Genomic DNA, 18503 nt, shown 5'->3' with positions numbered 1-18503 from the left:
CCGGCTGTCCAATCAGCAGGAGTGGGGCGAACTCCGGCTCGGCCTGGTCCTCGCCTCCGATCCGGCCAAGGTGATCCAGGTCCCGCTGGCCGGCTCGGGCCGGCGCACCACGGGCTGGACGACCCGGTCGGCTGACCTGTCGGCGTACGCCGGTCAGAAGGTGGCCGCGCTCGGCCTGATCGTCGCCGCCGGCGCCCGCCCCATCACGGGATACCAGGTCAACCTCGGCGCACTGGCCCTGCGCGACGGCACGAACCACACCCCCGCCGCGCCGCAGGACCTGCGCATCACCCAGCTGCTCCCCGCGACCGGCGAACTGTTCCTGTCCTGGAAGCGCTCCGCCTACGACAAGGTACGCCGCTACGACGTCTACCTGGACGACACCTATCTCGGCGGCGCCTACGACGACGTCTACTACGTCAAGCGCTTCACGGCCACGTCGGGCACGATCAAGCTGGTGGCGGTCGGCCCGGACGGGTCGGAGAGCCCGGCCGCGACCACGTCGTTCGACCTGTCCACGGCACCGGGCAAGGCGCAGGCGTCGGCGAAGCCGGACGGCACGCTGACGGCCACCTGGACGCCTCCGGCGAGCGGGCAGCCCATCACGCTGAAGGTCCAAAGCCTCGACACCGCCCACCCGTACACCAAGGAGGTCCAAGTCCCCGGAACGAGCTCGAGCACGACGCTGACCGGCGTACCCGTCAACGGCGACGGCTACCTCCTGACCCTGCGGGCGGGAACGGGCACGGTCACCGGGGTACGCGGGACGTTCGCCGACACCGAGATCAGCCCCTACCCGGCCTCGGCGGTGGCGATCAACGGGAACACCTTCACGTTCTCCCGGCCGACGCTTCCGGACTGGCACACCCTGACCATCCTTGAGGACGGCCAGGCGAAGTCGTTCACGACGACGTACGGCTCGGATGCCAAGCCGTACATCATCCGTGGCCGCACCACGCGTGCCGCGGAGACGGTGACCATGTCCGGCGCCACCAGCAAGGTGGTCGCCATCCTGGAGGACTATGCCGGTAACAAGGCCACGACGGTGCTTCGCGGCAACTGATCACGAAGGCGAGGGCGCCCCGTGGGCGCCCACGTCGACGGCGGGTGATGCGCCGGCGCGCCACTCAGACGAGCGCGCTTTCCACGATCTTCTGAGTGGCCTGAGAACACCCCCGGCGTGGAGTTAGTTCTCGACTTGCCTGAGGACGTGGCTGTGCTGGTGGCCGAATACAGCCATGAAAGAGAGCTGGCCGAAGCCCACCCGGCCTGGTCTCAACGGTGCGCTGAAAGGCTTGAGGCGTCCCTGCCCGCGAATGGGGGTGCGGGCGGTCGATCCCCGGCGCCGCCCGCACGCTCTCGGGTCGCCAGACGACGACGAGGGATTCGGCCCTGTCGGGTCGTCAGGCGATGACGAGGGATTCGGCCCTGAACTCCCGCCCGGCGACGATCTCGGAGACGAAGCCGCTCGGCCCGACCGGGCGGTCACCGATCAGTGTGACCCGGTGCAGCGTCCGCTGGACGTCGAGGTGGTCGAGGTCCGACGGGGCCAGGTGGGCGGTGGCCCGGTTGTCCCAGAACGCGATGCTGCCCGGCTGCCAGCGGAAGCGGACCGTGTACTCAGGCCGGGTGATCTGCTCATAGAGCAGGCCCAGGACGCGTCGGCTCTCCGGCGCGGACAGGCCGACGATGTGATCGGTGAACCCCGGGTTGACGAACAGCGCGCGCTCGCCCGTCTCCGGGTGCACCCGCACCACCGGGTGTACCGACACCAGCAGGTTGTCGTTGATCCGCTTGACGAGCTTGCCGTCCTGTTCGGCCGGCTGGTACCCGGCCAGGAAGCGGTGCTCGGCGCGTAGTTCGTCCACGAAGGCCCGCAGCGGCTCGGACAAGCCTTCGTACGCGGCGACCAGGTTGGTCCACTGGGTGTCGCCGCCGAACTCCGGCACGGTCTCGGCCCGCAGGATCGAGGCGGCGGGCGGGTTGACGGCGGCGGTGACGTCGGTGTGCCAGCCGGCGTTGTAGGAGTAGCGACGCTTGCGGGAGAGCTGGCGGTATCCAGGGCCGTACCGCTCCTCGTAGCGGCGTGGATCGATGGTGAGGATCTGCGGGAAGTCCTCCGGTGGGGCGTCCTCGTGCGGGTGGGCGTGTGTCAGCTCCCCGAACTGGCGGGCGAAGGCGATCTGCCCGGCGTGGTCGAGGGTCTGGCCGCGGAAGAAGACGACCTTGTGGGCGAGCAGTGCCTGACGGATCTCCGCCACTGTGGAGGGGTCCAGGGGGTGGGCCAGGTCGATGCCGCTGATCTCGGCACCGATGTACCCGGCTACGCGCTTGATCGTGAGAATGGGCATGCTGAAGCGCTCCTCGGATCGTGGAGTGTGAAAAGGGGAGACGGGGGTGCGGGACCCTGAGGTCACCGCATGGCACAGAGCGCGCTCGCCTGCCGCCTGAGATCGACGTGGAGGCGAGCCACCAGAAGCTCACTGCTCTTCACAGCCCAGATCTTCCGCGACATTCCCCACACATGCAATAGGGAATGCGGAAATTCATGTATAACCTGTAGGGAATGTTGCTTTAGCCTGAGGGCGTGCTTATGGTGAGAGCAGGCTCTTGATCCCTCCGCATCTGAAGGGCATGTCGTATGCCTGTTTCCTCCCTCTTGAGACCCGCGCTCGCCGCGTTCCTGCTCGTCGCGCTGACCGGGTGTGCCCAGGGCGGCGAGCCGGAACGACCCGCGGCGGCGCTCGCGACGGACGCGCCGCTGCCGAACTCCGTCCCCAAGGGCACCAAGCTGATCGTCGGAGATCCGCAGACGAAGGTGGCGCTGCAGTTGTCCGGTGAGATCGACAAGTTCTCGTTCGACATCGAGTGGGCCAACATCAGCGGTGGCCCGCAGACGAGCGAGGCGTTCCGGGCCGGCGCGCTGGATGTGGGCGCGGTGGCGGAGATTCCGCCCATCCACGCCACCTGGACCGGCCTGCCGGTGAAGATCGTGGCTTCGAAGTTCCGCAAGGATCCGCTGAAGCATCCCACGTACGAGCTGGGCATCGCGCCGGGCGTGAGCGTGAAGACCCTCGCCGATCTGCGGGGCAAGAAGATCGCCTACAGTCCAGGCCAGGCGCAGGGCGCGCTGGTGCTCAAAGTGCTGAAGCAGGCAGGGCTCACCAAAGCGAACGTCACGCTGGTCGAGCTGCCGAGCACCGGCGACGTCTATCCCAACGCCCTGGCCGCCAAGCAGGTGGACGTGGCCCCGATCGGCGGCGTCAACATCAAGCGATACGCGGCCAAGTTCGGCAAGGACGGCGCGACGACTCTCCGCCACGGGCTGCGCGACGATCCGGCCCACCTGTACGTGCGGACGGTCACGCTGCGGGACCCGGCCAAGGCCGCCGCGATCCGCGAGTACGTCGCGGCGTGGGCCAGGGCCTCGATCTGGGTCTACCAGCATCCAAAGGAGTGGATCGAGGGCTACTACGTGAAGGACCAGGGTCTCACCGCCGCCGACGGCCAGTACCTGGTCGATCTGGCGGGCGAGCCCGACATCCCCGCCGACTGGTCGCAGGCCATCGCCCGGCACCAGGAGACGATCGACATCCTGGCCAAGGAGACCGGGAACCCACCGCTGAAGGCCCAGGACCTCTACGACCTGCGCTACCAGGCGGTCGGCGCGGACGCGATCAAGGGCGGTGCGTGATGACGCTCGTCACCTCCCGCCGCGCCACGGTCGCCCGCGCCAGGAACCGGCGCCGCCTGCGGCCCGGCCGCCCGATCAAGTTCGGGTTCCTGGTGGGGCCGGTGCTCCTGCTCGCGTTATGGGCGGCGTCCTCGGCATCGGGCCGGCTGGATCCCCGGTTCCTGTCCGCGCCGTGGATGGTGCTCACCACGGCGGCCGACCTGGTCGAGACCGGCCGTCTCCAGGACAACCTGCTGGCGTCGGTCCAGCGCGTCGGAGCCGGGCTGGCCATCGGCGTGCCGCTCGGGACGCTGCTCGCGCTGGTGTCCGGGCTGAACCGCTGGGGCGAGGCGGTGATCGACGGGCCCATCCAGATCAAGCGGGCCATCCCCGCGCTCGCACTGATGCCGCTGCTGGTCCTGTGGCTGGGCATCGGCGAGGGGATGAAGGTGACCCTCATCGCCGTCGGCGTGCTCGTACCCATCTACATCCACACCCACAACGGGCTGCGCGGCATCGACAGCCGTTACGTCGAGCTCGCCGAGACGGTCGATCTCGGGCGCGGCGCGTTCGTGCGGAAGGTGGTCCTGCCGGGCGCGCTGCCGGGATTCCTGCTCGGCCTGCGGTTCGCGGTCACGACGGCCTGGCTGTTCCTGGTCGTGGCCGAGCTCGTCAACTCCAGCAGCGGCATCGGCTACATGATGGACCTGGCGCGTACGTACGGGCAGACGGACGTCATCCTCGTCGGCATCGTCGTGTACGGCCTGCTCGGGCTCTTCTCCGACGCCGCGGTCCGGCTGGTGGAGAGGAGGGCACTGTCATGGCGACGGACGTTGGCGAGCTGATCCGCGTACAGGCCCTGACCCGTCGTTACGGCGCCCGCACCATCCTGGACGGCCTGGACCTGGAGATCGCGCTGGGGGAGTTCGTGGCCCTCCTGGGGCAGAGCGGATCCGGCAAGAGCACGCTGTTGCGCGCCCTGGCCGGGCTGGACGGCGACGTGGCCGGGGACGGGCTGGTCGAGGTGCCCGCGCAGGTGTCGGTCGTCTTCCAGGACGCCAGGCTGCTGCCCTGGCAGCGGGTGCTCGACAACGTCATCCTCGGCCTGAACGGCGCCGCGGAAAGGGGCAGGGAGAGCCTGCGGGAGGTGGGTCTGGCCGGGCGGGAACGCGCTTGGCCGAACGAGCTGTCCGGGGGCGAGCAGCAGCGCGTGGCACTGGCGCGATCCCTCGTACGGGAGCCCCGGCTGCTGCTCGCCGACGAACCGTTCGGCGCGCTCGACGCTCTGACCAGGCTCAAGATGCACGGCCTGCTGCGCCGCCTGGTCGAGCAGCACCGCCCCGCCGTCCTCCTCGTCACCCACGACGTGGATGAGGCGATCGCGCTGGCCGACCGCGTTCTCGTGCTGGACCAGGGCAGGATCGCGGCCGAACAGCGGCTCGACGCGGGCAGGAGCGCCACCGAACTCCGGACCGAGCTGCTGCGGACGCTCGGCGTTACCTTGTCGACCGTTCGCGGAGCAGCGGCAGGAGTTGCTCACCCTGCCGTTTGATCTCCGGCAGATAGGGGGTGTCGGACAGGACGAAGTGGGTGATGCCGAGCGCCTGGTATTTGCGCAGCGACTTGGCCACGTCCTCGGCCGAGCCGACCAGCCAGGTGGTGCCCGCGCCGCCGCCGCCGAACTTGCCGGGGGCGGTGTAGAGGTTGTCGTCGAGCACCTCTCCCCGCGCGGCCAGGTCGAGCAGGCGCTGCTGACCGACGGCGGCGTGCCGGTTGGGGTCACGGGAGATGCTCCCCTTCGCCATCTCCGCGACCTTGGCCTCGGCGTCGGCCCAGGCCTGTTCGGTGGTGTCGCGTACCAGGGTGGTGATCCGCAGCCCGAACTCCAGCGGAGGGTGTTCGCGGTCGAGTCGCTCGCTGAGCCGCTTGAGCCGCTCGATCCGCGCGGCGACGCCGTCGAGGGGCTCGCCCCAGAAGAGCTGGACGTCGGCCTCGGTGGCGGCCACGTTCTCCGCGGCTTCGGAGGCGCCGCCGAAGTAGAGCCGGGGGTGCGTGCGTTCGCCCCGGACGACCGGCCGCGGCACCGCCGTGGAATCGGTGACCCTGAAATGCTCGCCCTGGTAGGTGACGTTCTCCTCGGTCCACAGCCGGCGCACGATCTGGATGAACTCCTTCGTACGGGCGTAGCGGTGAGCCTGGTCGCCTTCGCTGTCACCGTAGGCCGCCAGGTTGTCCTTGCCCGACACGATGTTGACCAGCACGCGGCCCTCGGTGAGATGGTCCAGGGTCGCGGCGGCGGCGGCGAAGTTGGCCGGCCGCCAGTAACCGGGCCGGATCGCGATCAGCGGCTGGAACGTCGTCGTCTGCGCGGCCAGGGCGGCGGCGACCGTGAAAGTGTCGGGCCGACCCCAGCCGGTGCCGATGAGCGCCCCGCCCCACCCGTGCTTCTCCAGGGCTTTCGCCTGGCCGGTGAGGGTCTCCAGGCTGTTGTGGTTCGCGACGACGTCGTCGCCCCGGTGCCCGGGTCGGCCCTGGTTCGGGATGTACCAGAGGAAGTGGACGCTCATCGGGGACTCTCCTTCTGTGACTCAGATCACCTAAAAACCTACTGTTCATGTAGGTAAAGTGTAGATTGTGTTCAGGCCACTTCGGTACTCCAGGCGCGAGATCGACTTCGCTTTCTTCGCCGGCGCGCTGTGTCAGCGCTGACCGGCTTTCGCACCCTTTGCCCACCGAGCATCAAGTACGAGGAAAGCTCATGTCCGACCTTCGCAGTTCCATCGAACGCTCCGCGCCGGGACGCAAGAAGTGGCCCTGGATCGCCGCCGTCGTCGCCGTCCTCCTCATCGCCGGCACCGGCTTCGCCCTCACCCGGGGCGACGGCTCCGGCGGCGGCAACGCCACCGCCAACGCACCCGTCGGCGGCGGCACGCTGCAGTTCGCGCTGATCGACTACCAGCGCAGCCCGGACCCGCAATGGGGCACCAACTACGCTGAGTCGCTCATCGGCAACAACATCACCGACAAGCTGACCTGGCAGGACCCGAAGACCGGTGAGATCACGCCGTGGCTGGCGCGGTCGTGGGAGTACAACAAGGACCTGACCGAGTTCACCTTCCACCTGCGCGAGGACGTCACCTTCAGCGACGGCACCCCGTTCGACGCCGAAGTGGTCAAGGCCAACTTCGACCAGTACGTGCACGGCGACGAGAAGCTGGGCATCAACCCCAACGGCGCCGCCCTGCTGTCCGGGTACATCGAGACGAAGACTCCCGACCGCTACACCGCCGTCGTGCGGTTCAAGCAGCCGCTCGCGAGCTTCCTGCAGGCCTCCTCCTTCACCGCCAACGCGCAGCCCGGCTTCCTGTCGCTCTCGACGCTGCGGCTGAGCGCGAAGGAGCGGACCGACCCGAAGAAGGTGATCGGCACCGGCCCGTTCGTGTACGAGTCGTGGGAACCGCAGGTCAAGACCGTCCTGGTCAAGCGCAAGGGCTACAACTGGTCCCCGCCGTCGCTCGGGCACAAGAGTGAGGCGTACCTGGACAAGATCGTGTTCAACACGATTCCGGAGGCCAGCGTCCGGACCGGCTCGCTGGCCTCCGGCGCGATCGACGCCACCCTCGACGTGGGCACCACGGACGAGAAGTCACTGGCCGACCAGGGTTTCACGATCATCCATCGGGCCGTCTCAGGCACTGCCATCCTGTTCAACTTCAACTCCCAGCTGTTCCCGACCAGCGACATCGCGGTCCGCAAGGCGATCCAGCTCGGCTGGGACCGTGAGGCGATCAAGAAGACGGTGCTCACCGACTCCTACTCCGTCGCGACCTCGGTCCTGGAGCCGTCGGTCACCGGGTACGCCGACTACAGCGGCTCGGTCCTGAAGTACGACCCAGAGAAGGCGAAGCGCCTCCTGGAGGAGGCCGGCTGGAAGGAGGGCCCGGACGGGATCCGGGTCAAGGACGGCAAGCCGCTCGTGGTCAAGCTGCTCGGCATCAGCAACCTGGTGGTGAACAAGCCGGCGTACGAGTCGATCCAGCAGGACCTGAAGAAGATCGGGGTCGACCTGCGGCTCACGGTCGTCCCGATCCCTGACTACACGGCCGGCCTGGCCAAGGCGAAGACCGACTGGAACGTCACCGCGTCCAACCGCTCGCGTAACGACCCGGCGGTCCTCAACCTTCAGTACAGCCCGCTGCTCGGCAACGTCACCTACCTCACGAAGGACTCCTCGGGGATCGACGTGGACGAGGTCACGCGGACCGTGGGCAAGCTCGACCTCACGCTCGACCCGGCCACGCGCAAGCAGTACGCCAAGGCGGCGCAGGACCTCTTGCTCGACAAGTACGCGCTGGTCAACCCGGTCTACAACCCGGCGCAGGTGATCGCCCACGCCGCCTACGTCCACGGGATCGTCTTCGACGCCCAGTCACGCAACCACTTCGTGGACGCGTGGAAGAGCAACGGGAAGTGACGATGGCCCGCTACCTGGTACTGAAGGCCGGTCGCGCCCTGTTCGTGGTGTGGGCCGCGTTCACCCTGACCTTCGTCCTGCTGTTCGTGCTGCCGGCCGACCCGGCGGACCTGCTCTTCGACCCCGCCGAGATCAACAGCATCCCACCGGAGGTCCGCGAGCAGGTGGCGGCGAGCTACGGCTTCGACCGGCCGGTGCTCCTGCAGTACCTCGCCCGGCTGGGTCACGCGTTGACCGGCGACTTCGGCGACTCGGTGCAGTCGGGGCGATCGGTCACCGCCACGATCCTCGACGCGCTCCCGAGCACCCTCGTCCTGGCGTCCGGCGCCCTCGCGCTGGCGGTGCTGATCGGCTTCGTGATCGCGCTCGCCGCGACCGCGACCCGCCGTGAATGGTTGCGCAACCTGGTCGAGGCACTGCCGTCGGGCGCGGTCTCGGTGCCGGTCTTCCTGTCCGGAATCCTGGTGCTGCAGATCTTCTCGTTCCGGCTGGGCTGGTTCCCGGCCTTCGGCGACAGCGGTGCGAAGAGTGTCGTCCTGCCGCTGATCACGCTGGCCGTCCCGGTCTCCGGTCCGATCGCGCAGCTCCTCGTCCGCAGCTTCGCGACCGAACTCCACGCCGGGTATGTCACGACGAGCCGAGCGAAGGGCGCCACACGCGGCGGCATCATCATCCGCGACGTCTTCCGCAACGCCAGTCTGCCGGCGCTCACCATCGCCGGCATCACGTTCGGCAACCTGATCGCCGGGTCGGTCATCACCGAGACCGTCTTCGCCCGCAAGGGCATCGGCCGGATGACGCAGGCCGCGATCAACACGCTGGACGTCCCGCTGGTGCAGGGGATCGTCGTGCTCGTGGCGGCGGGCTTCGCGTTGATCAACCTGACCGTCGATCTGATCTACCCCCTGCTGGACCCGCGGCTGCGGGCCACCCTGGCTGCCACGTGAGGAGGATCTCATGACCGTCGCACTCGCCACGAACGGCCGGCCCGGCGCCATCCAGCGTTTCGGTGAGCTCGCGCGGCAGCCGGCCCTCGTGGCCTCGTGGATCATCGTGCTGGTCGTGATCGGCTGGGCTGTCGTCCCTGGCCTGTTCACCTCGTACAGTCCCTATGACGGCGACCCCGCCGCGAGCTTCGCACCGCCGAGCGCGGAGCACTGGTTCGGCACCGACCGGCTGGGCCGGGACCTGTTCGCCCGCAGTGTGTACGGGGCGCATACGACCCTGACCGCGACCCTGCTGGCCGTCCTCATCGCCTTCGGCGTCGGCACGGCGGTCGGGCTGGTCGCGGGCTTCGCCAGAGGGGGTGTCGACACCGCCATCATGCGGGTGATCGACGTGTTCCTGGCGATCCCCAGCCTGCTGCTCGCGATGGTGGTGGTCTCGGTCCTGGGCTACTCCACTCAGAATATCGCCCTGGCGGTCGGCATCTCGTCCATCGCGTCGTTCGCGCGGGTGATGAGGGCGCAGGTGCTCGCGGTCGTGTCCCAGGACTACGTCAAGGCGGCGTACGGCCTCGGGGTCGGCCGGCTGGGCGTGATGCTCCGGCACGTCGTACCCAATGCGCTCAGCTCGGTGATCGCACTGGCGGCGCTCGAGGTCGGAACGGCCGTGCTCGCCGTCGCCTCGCTCGGCTTCCTCGGCTACGGCGCACCTCCGCCGCAGCCGGAATGGGGCCTGCTGGTGGCCGAGGGCCGCGACTACGTCGCGGTGCACCCATGGGCGTCGATCCTGCCCGGCGTGGCGCTCGCGATCGTCGTCATCGCCACCCACCGCATCAGCACCTCGTACCGGAAGGAACACCGCCGATGACCGATCCGTCCAAGGACCCGCTGCTGCGGATCACCGGCCTCGCGATCGACTATCGGACGGGGCACCGTCAGTGGACGCCCGCTGTCCGCGGCGCCGGCCTCCATGTGGAGCCGGGGGAGTTCGTCTCACTCGTGGGAGAGTCCGGCTCGGGCAAGACCACGCTGGTCCAGGGCGCGCTCGGCCTGCTGCCGGCCGCCGCGCGGATCCGCGCCGGCTCGATCGCCTACTCGGGCGTCGAGGTCACCGGCTGGAACGACCAGCGAATGGCGCGGGTGCGGGGCAACTATGTGGGCTTCATCCCCCAAGACCCCAACACCTCGCTCAACCCGGTCAAGAAGATCGGCAAGCAGGTGACCGAGGCGGTCCGGTTCAACCAGCGCGCGGCCGGGGACGCGGCTCAGCACGCGCTGGAAAGTCTGCGCACCGCGGGCCTCAAGGACGCCGAGCGGGTGTTCCACCAGTACCCTCACGAACTCAGCGGCGGCATGAAGCAGCGGGCGCTCATCGCGATCGCGCTGGCGGGCCAGCCGAAGATCATCGTGGCCGACGAGCCCACCAGCGCGCTCGACGTCACCGTCCAGAAGGTCATCCTTGACCACCTGGTACGGCTGCGCGAGGAGCTCGGCATCGGCATTCTCCTGGTCACCCATGATCTCGGCGTCGCGCTGGACCGCTCCGACCGGATCCTGGTCATGCGCGACGGCGAGATCGTGGAGGAGGGCCCGGTACACCAGGTGCTGGAGCACGCCACCGACGACTACACCCGCCGGCTGCTCGACGCGGCTCCCGCGCGGCACGCCGGTCGGCTGGAGCCGAGGTCAGGCCCGCGGCCGGTCCTCGACGCCGCGCCGGTGGCGCTGCGGGCACACGCGCTCACCAAGACCTACCACCTGCGCGGCCGGGGCGGGCGGCGTGAGCTGCGCGCACTGGACGGCGCCGACCTGGTCGTACGCAAGGGCACCACGCACGCCATCGTCGGCGAGTCGGGAGCGGGCAAGTCCACGCTGGCGAGCATCCTGGTCCGCTTCACCTCCGCCGACAGCGGCACAGTGCACGTCGGCGACCGGGAGCTGACCGGCCTGCGCCACAGGGAGCTGCGGGAGCTCCGCCGGGACCTGCAGTTCGTGTTCCAGAACCCGTTCACCTCGCTCGACCCGCGGTTCACGGTGGGCAAGATCATCGCAGAGCCGTTGCGCGCCTTCGGGCAGGAGCGGACGGCCCGGGTGGTGGAGCTGCTGAACGCGGTGGCACTGGACGAGAGCTATCTGGATCGGCTCCCGAGCCAGCTGTCCGGCGGTCAGCGGCAGCGGGTGGCGATCGCGCGGGCGCTCGCGCTCAACCCCGAGATCCTCGTACTCGACGAGGCGGTGAGCGCGCTCGACGTGTCGGTCCAGGCCCAGATCCTGCGGTTACTGGTCGATCTGCAGGCGGAGTTCGGGCTCAGCTACGTGTTCGTCACCCACGACCTCGGCGTCGTACGCCTCATCGCCGACGACGTCACGGTGATGAAGGACGGCGCCGTGGTCGAGACCGGTCCCGTCGAGCAGGTGTTCCACGCACCGCGGCACCCGTACACCCGGGAGCTGCTGGAGGCGATCCCGGGAGCCCGGCTCGCCCTCGCACATCAAGGCGCGCATCAAGTGGCGCATCAAGTCGCAGGTCAAGTCGCACGGTAGGTCGCACGTCAGGGAGAGATCGTGCTGCACATCAACGTCAACATCCTCAACGCGGGCGTCTTCGGCGGCTCGTGGCGGTTCCCGGGCACCGACGGCACCGCCAGCTACACGATCGAGCACTACACCTCGATCGCGCGGAAAGCCGAGGAGGCCAAGCTCGACGCGGTCTTCCTGGCGGACGGCCCGTCGCTCGACCCGAACATCAGACACCGCACTGCCAACAACCTGGAGCCTACGACGGTACTGGCGCGGATCGCCGCCCAGACCGAGCGAATCGGGCTGATCGGGACGTTGTCGTCGTCCTACAACGACCCGGTGGAGCTCGCGCGCCGGCTCGGCGACCTCGACCACATCAGCGGGGGCCGCTTCGGCTGGAACGTGGTGACCACCGCCGGGCCCGTGGCGGCGCGCAACTTCGGCCGGACCGGCGAGCCCGAGCACGCGCTACGCTACCGCCGCGCCGCCGAGTTCACCGAGCAGGTCGTCACCGGCTGGGCGGGCCGGACCGAGCTCGTCTCCCCGCAGGGCAGACCGGTCGTGGTCCAGGCCGGTGGCTCCAGCGACGGCCGCCGGCTGGCCTCGCGGATCGGTGAGGTGATCTTCTCCGCCGACCAGGATCTCGACCACGCCCGCGCGTTCCGCACCGAGATCCGCGCCGGCGCGGCCGAGTTCGGGCGACGCCCTGACGAGATCGTCGTCCTGCCCGGACTGTCCACCGTCGTAGGCAGCACCGAGGCCGAGGCCAAGGCCCGGCGCGAACTGCTGGACGAGATCCTGCCCGACGCCTATGCCCGCGGCCGGCTGGCCGCCCAGCTCGGGATCTCCCTCGACGGGCTGCCCGATGACGAGCCGATCCCGGCCGAGCTCCTCGTCGATCCCGACGAGGCCGGTGGTTCACAGACCTTCTACCGGGTCGTCAAGGCGATCATCGACACGGAGCGGCCGACACTCGGTCAGTTGCTCAAGAAGCTGTCCGGCGGCGGTGGCCACCGGATCGTCGTGGGCACGCCGGAGCAGATCGCCGACGACATGGAGCGGTGGTACCGCGAGGGGGCCGCGGACGGCTTCAACGTGATGCCCGACGTGCTGCCGTCGGGGTTCGCCGACTTCGCCGAGCAGGTGCTTCCCGAGCTGCGGCGTCGTGGCCTGTTCCGGACCGAGTACGACGGGACGACCCTCCGCGACCACCTCGGGCTCGGCCTGCCCACGGCGCCGGCCGGGGCCTACCAGGGCCGTCCCCTTGAAGCGGCTCGCTGACCTGTTCCACAACCGAAGGTGATCTTTTCATGAGCACAACCATCCAACTCGCCCTCGCGGTCGGGGCACCGACCGGCCCGGCGCTGGTGTCACTCGCCGACGCCGTGGTCATCGCGGCGGTGGCCGAAGAGCTCGGGGTCGCGGCGATCCGGCTCGCCGACGGTTCAGCTGATGATGGGGCCACGGGTCGCACGCTCGACCCGACCGTGGTGGGCGCCTACCTCGCCGGCCTCCACAGTGGCATCGGTTATGTCGCCGATGTACCGACCAGCCACAACGCGCCGTACAACGCCGCGCGCAGGGTGCTCTCCCTCGACCGGGCCACCGGCGGCCGGGCCGGCGTCGCGCTGCGGGCGGGCGGGGGCGATGAGGTGAGTGAGGCGACCGCTCCTGACCCCGGCGCGTCCGACCCCGTCCGGCGCTGGAGGGAGTACGCCCACGTGCTGACCCGGTTGTGGGAGTCCTTCCCGCGTACAGCGCTGATCGGCGATCAGGAGGCCGGGATCGTGGTGCGGGATTCGCAGATCAAGCCGATCGGCCACGAGGGCGCCTTCTACCGGGTCGCCGGGCCGCTGGATGGGCCGTCGTCGGTGCAAGGACGCCCGGTCGTCGTCGCCGACCTGGGAGTTCTCGACGCGACGGCGGTCGCTGAGTCGGCAGACGTCGTCGTGGTGGATCGGGAGCGTGCCGCCGGTGCGGACGCCGCGCTGGCGAAGGCGTTGCGGGGAGCCGGCCGGTCCCGGGAGGACGTCGCACTGCTCGGCCGGGTCGAGGCAGCCCTGGACGACCCGGCCGACCTTCTCGCCTGGGCCGCGGAGCACCGGCTGGACGGATTCGAGCTGGTGCTCACAGGCGGCGCCGCGGCGGCGCTCACCACACTGCGGGCGCTGGTGCCGAGGCTGACGGCCGTCGGCTCCGCGCATCCCACATCCGCGCACTCCACCCTGCGGTCCGCACTGGGCCTGCCCGAGCTCGCGGCGGTGGCGGCATGACCGCCGAGCGCGCCGGCCTCGAAGGCGCCATCGTTCCGGGGCCGACCGTGCCGAACTCCATCGTGCCGAACTCCATCGTGCCGGAGACTCCAGCAGGAGTCGGGTACACCGTCGAAGGCATTCGCGCGGCCGTCGCACCCATCCTGGGGCGCCTGCGCGCCGGAGCCCGTGCGCGGGAGCTCGCCCGCGACTACGCGTTCGACGACGTCCGGGCGCTCGCCGAGCACCGCATCACGCTGGTCGGCATCACCAGGGAGGACGGCGGCGCCGGCGGCTCGGTGCGAGACGTGATCGACCTGGTCATCGCCATCGCCCGGGCCGACTCCAACGTGGCGCAGGCGCTGCGCAGCAGCTTCCTCACCGCCAACCAGGTGGCGAGCCGGCGCGACCTGCCCCACCGGGCGCTGACCCTGCGGCGGCTGCGCGACGGCGACCTGTTCGCCGGCACCGCCAACGAGCGCACCGGCGGCGCCAACGGGTCCGTCAACACCACCATCCGGCGTGACGGTGATGGGTACGTCATCGACGGCGAGAAGTACTACTCGACGGGCGCTCTGTACGCCTCGTGGTTCTCGGGCCTGGCCCAGAAGGAGGACGGCACCGTGCTCGGCTTCACGGTGCCGGTGGATCGTCAGGGCGTACAGCGGCTCGACGACTTCGACGCGATCGGCCAGCGGCTGACCGCGAGCGGCACCACGCGGCTGGTCAACGTGCGCGTCCGCGAGAGTGAGGTCGTAGCCCGCGACAACTCCCTGCTGGACAACCCGTGGCTGGGCTCGTTCGCCCAGCTCTACCTGGCGGCGGTCGAGGCGGGCATCGCCGCCGCGGCGCTCGACGACGCGATCTGGTTCGCCCGTGAGAAGGCCCGGCCGATCAAGCACAGTACGGCGGACAGGAGCGTCGAGGACCCGTATGTGCGCGAGACCGTGGGAGAGATCGCCGCACGGGCCCAGGCCGCCCGGTCGGTGGTGCTGCTCGCCGCCGAAGCGCTGGAGAGCGTACGTGGCCTGACCGGCGCGCAAGCGCGTAGCGCCGGTGCGGAGGCCGCGGTCACCGTGGGGCAGACCGGTGTGATCGCCATCGAGTCCGCGCTGCGAGCCGCCGAACTGCTCTTCGACGTCGCGGGAGGCTCCATCACCAACCGCGAGCTCGGCTTCGATCGGCACTGGCGCAACGCTCGCACGGTCGCCAACCACAACCCCAGGCAGTGGAAGGCCGCGGTGGCGGGCGCTTATCACCTGACCGGCGAGGCTCCGCCCACGACCGGCCTCTTCTAGGACGCCCGGCCGAAAGACCGGCAGCCTCTTCCAGAACCCCGACCGAAAGACCGGCCGCTCCTGGAGCAGCCGACTGAAAGGAATCCGATGACCGTCAAGGTCGACCGCATACTGGGCCGCACCGGTGTCCTGCTCAGTCCCCTCACCCTCGGCACCATGAACTTCGGCCGGTGGCAGGAGGAAGGCGAGAGCGTCAGGATCATCCACGCCGCCCTCGACGCCGGCATCACGGCCGTCGACACCGCCGACGTCTACGCCCAGGGCGTGTCGGAGGAGATCGTCGCCAAGGCGATCAAGGGCCGCCGTGACGACCTCTTCCTGGCCACCAAGTTCCACGGGCAGATCGGTGACAACCCCCAGCACGCCGGCAACTCCCGGCGCTGGATCATCCGCGCCGTGGAGGACAGCCTGCGCCGGCTCGGCACCGACCACCTCGACCTCTACCAGGCGCATCGTCCGGACCCGCACACTGATCTGCTGGAGACGCTGCGGACGCTCGACGATCTGATCCGCCAGGGCAAGATCCGCTACTACGGCACCTCGGTCTTCCCGGCCCACCAGCTCGTCGAGGCGCACTGGCTGGCCGAGAAGCACGGGTTGATCGCCCCGCACACCGAGCAACTGCCGTACTCCCTCCTGGTCCGCAGTGCCGAACGGGAGGTCTTTCCCGTCACACGGAAGTACGGCATCGGCGTTCTGAGCTACGGCCCGCTGGCCGCCGGTTGGCTGTCCGGAAAGTACCGCGTCGGCGGCGAGCAGCCCGAGTCGGCGCGCGCCGGGCTCATCCCCGGCCGGTTCGACATCGACCTCGACAGCAACGGGCGCAAGCTGGCCGCCGCCGACGCGCTGGCCCGGCTCGCGGAGGACAGCGGGCTGACGCTGGTCGACCTGGCCCTGGCGTTCGCGCTCAACCACCCCGCCGTCAGCAGCGTGATCATCGGCCCGCGCACGTTCGAGCACCTGGAGGGCTATCTCAAGGCGGCGACCGTCGAGCTCGGCGCGGACATCCTCGACCGCATCGACGAGATCGTCGACCCGGGCACCCATTTCGTCGAGCGCGACACCGGCCGTGACACTCCGTCACTCCAGCCGGCCGCGCTCCGCCGCGACCTCACGAAGAGCGTTCAGTCATGACCTACGGAACTTTTGAGCAGACCTACGCGGCGGCCGAAGATCGCTACAAGAACCTGGAGTATCGGCGGGCTGGAAACTCCGGTCTCGACCTGCCAGCCGTCTCCTTCGGCCTGTGGCAGAAGTTCGGCACCGACCACCCGTACGAGACCCAGCGCGAGATCGTGCTGCACGCCTTCGACCTGGGCATCACCCACTTCGACAACGCCGACCGGTACGGCCCTCCGCACCGCGCCGCGCAGCAGCTCTTCGGGAAGGTGCTCAAGCGCGACCTGGCCCCGTACCGGGACGAAATCCTTCTTTCCACCAAGGCCGGCAACCCCATCGGCCCCAGCCCGTACCACAAGGGCGGCTCGCGCAAGTCGCTGCTCACCTCGCTGGAGCACAGCCTGCGCGACCTCGGTACCGACTACGTCGACATCTTCTACAGCCACAGCCCCGACCTGACCACGCCGCTGGAGGAGACCGTCGGCGCTCTCGTCAGCGCGGTGCGGCAGGGCAAGGCGCTCTACGTGGGTCTGTCCAACTACGCACCCGAGCGGGCACACGAGGCGGCCGAGCTGCTGCGTCGGGAGGGGGTGCCGCTGCTGGCGCACCAGCCGCGGTATTCGATCTTCGACCGTCGGCCCGAGCTCAACGGCCTGCTCAAACTGGCCGCCGAGGACGGGTTCGGCCTGATCGTCTACTCGCCGCTGGCGCAGGGCCTGCTCACGAACAAGTACCTCGACGGCATCCCGGCCGGTGCTCGCGCCCAGAGCAGCACGTTCCTGTCGCCCGACGTCATCGACGACGTCTACCGGCAGCGGGTCGCCGCGCTCAACCGGATCGCCGAACAACGCGGCCAGTCGCTGGCGCAGCTCGCGCTGCAGTGGGTGCTGCGGCAGCCGCAGGTGACCTCGGCGCTCATCGGGGCCAGCTCGACGTGGCAGCTGGACCACAACGTCAAAGGGCTCGATTTCCCGCCCCTGACGGAGGAGGAGCTGACGCTGATCGACGAGCACGGCGTGCACGGAACCGGACTGAGGCTCTGAGATGACGAACTTTGAGATCAGCGACTTTGGGATCAGGGACTTTGGGGTCAAGGACTTTGGGGTCAAGGACTCCGAGACGACAGGGTCGATAGGGGCCGGCGTCGAGGACGGCCGACCGTTCCGCCTGGGCTTCCTGCTGCACCTCGACAGTGACCTGCCGCCGGCGCGGGCCTACCGGGAGGCGATCGACCTGTTCGTGGCCGCCGAAGAACTGGGCTACGACTCCGGCTGGGTCATCCACCGGCACTTCCGGCAGGGCAATGAGCACGTCTCCGCGCCGCTGGTCATGCTCGCCGCGATCGCCGAGCGCACCACCCGGATCCGGCTGGGGACCGGCGTGCTGGTGCTCCCGCTGGAGGATCCCCTCAAGGTCGCCGAGGACGCGGCCACGCTCGACGAGCTCAGCGGCGGCCGGCTCGAGCTCGGGGTGGGCTCGGGTCCCTTCCCGGGAGCGTGGGAGGCGTTCGGCAAGGACCTGGCCGACAGGCACCGGCTCTTCGACGCCTCGGTCGCGCGGCTCCACGAGGTGCTGGAGGGTGTCGCTCTCAACAGCCTCGGCGAGGCGCTCCACCCGCCCGGGGCCGGTGTGCGGCGACGGCTGTGGCAGGCGACCACCGGCGACCCGGAGCTGGCTCATGCGGCAGCGGCCGCCGCCGGCCGCGTCGGTGACGGGCTGCAGCTCTCCCGCGCCACCGGCTGGCGGGGCAGCACTGTACGCGAGGCACAGCGGCAGCAGGCCGAGTGGATCGCGGCCTACCGCGCGGCGGCCCGTCAGCCCCGGGTGCAGGTCTCCCGGGCCATCTATCCCCACCCCGACCGAGCGGAGGCCATCCGGCTGGTCACGCCCGGGGCTCGCCGCTGGCAGAGCTGGCTGTCCTCTCGGCGCGACGTCGCGGGCCTCAGCGTCGAGGAGTACCTGGAGGCCGACCGCGCCCTGCTCGGCCCATCGCAGGAGCTGGCCGCCGAGCTGGCGGACGATCCCGCACTGCGGCAGATCACCGACCTGCTGGTGAGCTTCGCCCCCGGCGTGCCTGACTTCGACGAGCATGTCCGGCTGCTCGCCGCCGGCGCTCAGGAGCTGGCACCCCTGCTCGGCTGGCGGCCCGCGCCATCTCGGGGGACCTCATCGGGTCCGCTGAACGGTGTGGCATAGCGGCAATGTTGGTAGGAATTTAATGAA

The 18503-nt window shown here is 69.7% G+C and carries 16 protein-coding genes; 14 read left to right on the top strand and 2 right to left on the bottom strand.

Translation table 11 applies throughout. The features are described from left to right. The first annotated feature begins 70 nt into the window (after window positions 1–70). Window positions 71–1063, top strand: a complete 993-nt coding sequence (locus tag ACGFJ2_RS17015) for a hypothetical protein (RefSeq protein WP_393469044.1) — start codon at window positions 71–73, stop codon at window positions 1061–1063. A 340-nt stretch (window positions 1064–1403) separates the two neighbouring features. Here ACGFJ2_RS17015 and ACGFJ2_RS17010 read toward each other — a convergent pair whose 3' ends face one another. Further along, window positions 1404–2351, bottom strand: coding sequence for a TauD/TfdA family dioxygenase (locus tag ACGFJ2_RS17010; protein ID WP_357952424.1), 948 nt, complete (start codon window positions 2349–2351; stop codon window positions 1404–1406). Between the two features lie 290 nt (window positions 2352–2641). Here ACGFJ2_RS17010 and ACGFJ2_RS17005 point away from each other — a divergent pair, with 290 nt between their 5' ends. From ACGFJ2_RS17005 to ACGFJ2_RS16995, 3 genes are read left to right on the top strand one after another with little or no spacing between them, the layout of a single operon-like run. Beyond that, window positions 2642–3694: an ABC transporter substrate-binding protein gene (locus ACGFJ2_RS17005; protein WP_357952426.1), complete on the top strand. Its 1053-nt coding sequence runs from the start codon at window positions 2642–2644 to the stop codon at window positions 3692–3694. Continuing rightward, window positions 3694–4518: an ABC transporter permease gene (locus tag ACGFJ2_RS17000; RefSeq protein WP_357952427.1), complete on the top strand. Its 825-nt coding sequence runs from the start codon at window positions 3694–3696 to the stop codon at window positions 4516–4518. The genes ACGFJ2_RS17005 and ACGFJ2_RS17000 overlap by 1 nt, the downstream gene beginning before the upstream one ends. Continuing rightward, complete coding sequence (locus tag ACGFJ2_RS16995; RefSeq protein ID WP_357952428.1) at window positions 4494–5225, top strand: ABC transporter ATP-binding protein; 732 nt, start codon at window positions 4494–4496, stop codon at window positions 5223–5225. Before ACGFJ2_RS17000 ends, ACGFJ2_RS16995 begins: the two co-directional genes overlap by 25 nt. On the opposite strand, the gene ACGFJ2_RS16990 is transcribed toward ACGFJ2_RS16995, so the two are convergent. Further along, complete coding sequence (locus ACGFJ2_RS16990; RefSeq protein WP_358173437.1) at window positions 5170–6240, bottom strand: LLM class flavin-dependent oxidoreductase; 1071 nt, start codon at window positions 6238–6240, stop codon at window positions 5170–5172. The genes ACGFJ2_RS16995 and ACGFJ2_RS16990 overlap by 56 nt on opposite strands. Before the next feature lie 191 nt (window positions 6241–6431). Here ACGFJ2_RS16990 and ACGFJ2_RS16985 point away from each other — a divergent pair, with 191 nt between their 5' ends. The 10 genes from ACGFJ2_RS16985 to ACGFJ2_RS16940 all read left to right on the top strand — a co-directional run bounded on the left by ACGFJ2_RS16985 (window position 6432) and on the right by ACGFJ2_RS16940 (window position 18476). Further along, on the top strand, window positions 6432–8147 hold the full coding sequence (locus ACGFJ2_RS16985; protein WP_357952430.1) for an ABC transporter substrate-binding protein: 1716 nt from the start codon (window positions 6432–6434) through the stop codon (window positions 8145–8147). Continuing rightward, a complete protein-coding gene (locus ACGFJ2_RS16980; RefSeq protein ID WP_357952431.1) occupies window positions 8126–9094 on the top strand; it encodes an ABC transporter permease in 969 nt (322 codons plus the stop codon). The genes ACGFJ2_RS16985 and ACGFJ2_RS16980 overlap by 22 nt, the downstream gene beginning before the upstream one ends. A gap of 10 nt (window positions 9095–9104) precedes the next feature. Then, window positions 9105–9959 carry an ABC transporter permease gene (locus ACGFJ2_RS16975; protein WP_357952432.1) on the top strand — a complete coding sequence of 285 codons (855 nt, stop codon included), beginning with the start codon at window positions 9105–9107 and terminating at the stop codon, window positions 9957–9959. Next, window positions 9956–11635 (top strand): ABC transporter ATP-binding protein, encoded by a 1680-nt coding sequence (locus ACGFJ2_RS16970; protein WP_358173434.1) that lies wholly within the window; start codon window positions 9956–9958, stop codon window positions 11633–11635. Before ACGFJ2_RS16975 ends, ACGFJ2_RS16970 begins: the two co-directional genes overlap by 4 nt. A gap of 21 nt (window positions 11636–11656) precedes the next feature. Next, entirely contained in the window at window positions 11657–12892 is a 1236-nt protein-coding gene (locus ACGFJ2_RS16965; protein WP_393469036.1) for an LLM class flavin-dependent oxidoreductase, read from the top strand. A 29-nt stretch (window positions 12893–12921) separates the two neighbouring features. Further along, on the top strand, window positions 12922–13884 hold the full coding sequence (locus ACGFJ2_RS16960) for an LLM class flavin-dependent oxidoreductase (protein ID WP_357952436.1): 963 nt from the start codon (window positions 12922–12924) through the stop codon (window positions 13882–13884). Further along, the gene (locus ACGFJ2_RS16955; RefSeq protein ID WP_393469033.1) at window positions 13881–15161 is read left to right on the top strand and encodes an acyl-CoA dehydrogenase family protein; all 1281 of its coding nucleotides are present in this window, start codon (window positions 13881–13883) and stop codon (window positions 15159–15161) included. Before ACGFJ2_RS16960 ends, ACGFJ2_RS16955 begins: the two co-directional genes overlap by 4 nt. Window positions 15162–15248: 87 nt before the next feature. Further along, complete coding sequence (locus ACGFJ2_RS16950; protein ID WP_357952438.1) at window positions 15249–16295, top strand: aldo/keto reductase; 1047 nt, start codon at window positions 15249–15251, stop codon at window positions 16293–16295. After that, window positions 16292–17323: an aldo/keto reductase gene (locus ACGFJ2_RS16945; RefSeq protein WP_393469029.1), complete on the top strand. Its 1032-nt coding sequence runs from the start codon at window positions 16292–16294 to the stop codon at window positions 17321–17323. The genes ACGFJ2_RS16950 and ACGFJ2_RS16945 overlap by 4 nt, the downstream gene beginning before the upstream one ends. Before the next feature lies 1 nt (window position 17324). Then, window positions 17325–18476, top strand: coding sequence for an LLM class flavin-dependent oxidoreductase (locus ACGFJ2_RS16940; RefSeq protein WP_393469026.1), 1152 nt, complete (start codon window positions 17325–17327; stop codon window positions 18474–18476). Window positions 18477–18503 lie beyond the last annotated feature (27 nt).

Source organism: Nonomuraea sp. NPDC049028, from assembly GCF_043197735.1.
In the GTDB taxonomy this organism is placed as follows: Bacteria; Actinomycetota; Actinomycetes; order Streptosporangiales; family Streptosporangiaceae; genus Nonomuraea.
This window is presented reverse-complemented; position numbering and strand designations above follow the sequence as displayed.

Coding starts and splice junctions, on each gene's coding strand:
- ACGFJ2_RS17010 (WP_357952424.1), bottom strand. CDS start 2,351: ATGCCCATTCTCACGATCAAGCGCGTAGCCGGGTACATCGGTGCCGAG.
- ACGFJ2_RS16940 (WP_393469026.1), top strand. CDS start 17,325: ATGACGAACTTTGAGATCAGCGACTTTGGGATCAGGGACTTTGGGGTC.
- ACGFJ2_RS16985 (WP_357952430.1), top strand. CDS start 6,432: ATGTCCGACCTTCGCAGTTCCATCGAACGCTCCGCGCCGGGACGCAAG.
- ACGFJ2_RS16945 (WP_393469029.1), top strand. CDS start 16,292: ATGACCTACGGAACTTTTGAGCAGACCTACGCGGCGGCCGAAGATCGC.
- ACGFJ2_RS16970 (WP_358173434.1), top strand. CDS start 9,956: ATGACCGATCCGTCCAAGGACCCGCTGCTGCGGATCACCGGCCTCGCG.
- ACGFJ2_RS16995 (WP_357952428.1), top strand. CDS start 4,494: ATGGCGACGGACGTTGGCGAGCTGATCCGCGTACAGGCCCTGACCCGT.
- ACGFJ2_RS17000 (WP_357952427.1), top strand. CDS start 3,694: ATGACGCTCGTCACCTCCCGCCGCGCCACGGTCGCCCGCGCCAGGAAC.
- ACGFJ2_RS16950 (WP_357952438.1), top strand. CDS start 15,249: ATGACCGTCAAGGTCGACCGCATACTGGGCCGCACCGGTGTCCTGCTC.
- ACGFJ2_RS16990 (WP_358173437.1), bottom strand. CDS start 6,240: ATGAGCGTCCACTTCCTCTGGTACATCCCGAACCAGGGCCGACCCGGG.
- ACGFJ2_RS16975 (WP_357952432.1), top strand. CDS start 9,105: ATGACCGTCGCACTCGCCACGAACGGCCGGCCCGGCGCCATCCAGCGT.
- ACGFJ2_RS17005 (WP_357952426.1), top strand. CDS start 2,642: ATGCCTGTTTCCTCCCTCTTGAGACCCGCGCTCGCCGCGTTCCTGCTC.
- ACGFJ2_RS16955 (WP_393469033.1), top strand. CDS start 13,881: ATGACCGCCGAGCGCGCCGGCCTCGAAGGCGCCATCGTTCCGGGGCCG.
- ACGFJ2_RS16960 (WP_357952436.1), top strand. CDS start 12,922: ATGAGCACAACCATCCAACTCGCCCTCGCGGTCGGGGCACCGACCGGC.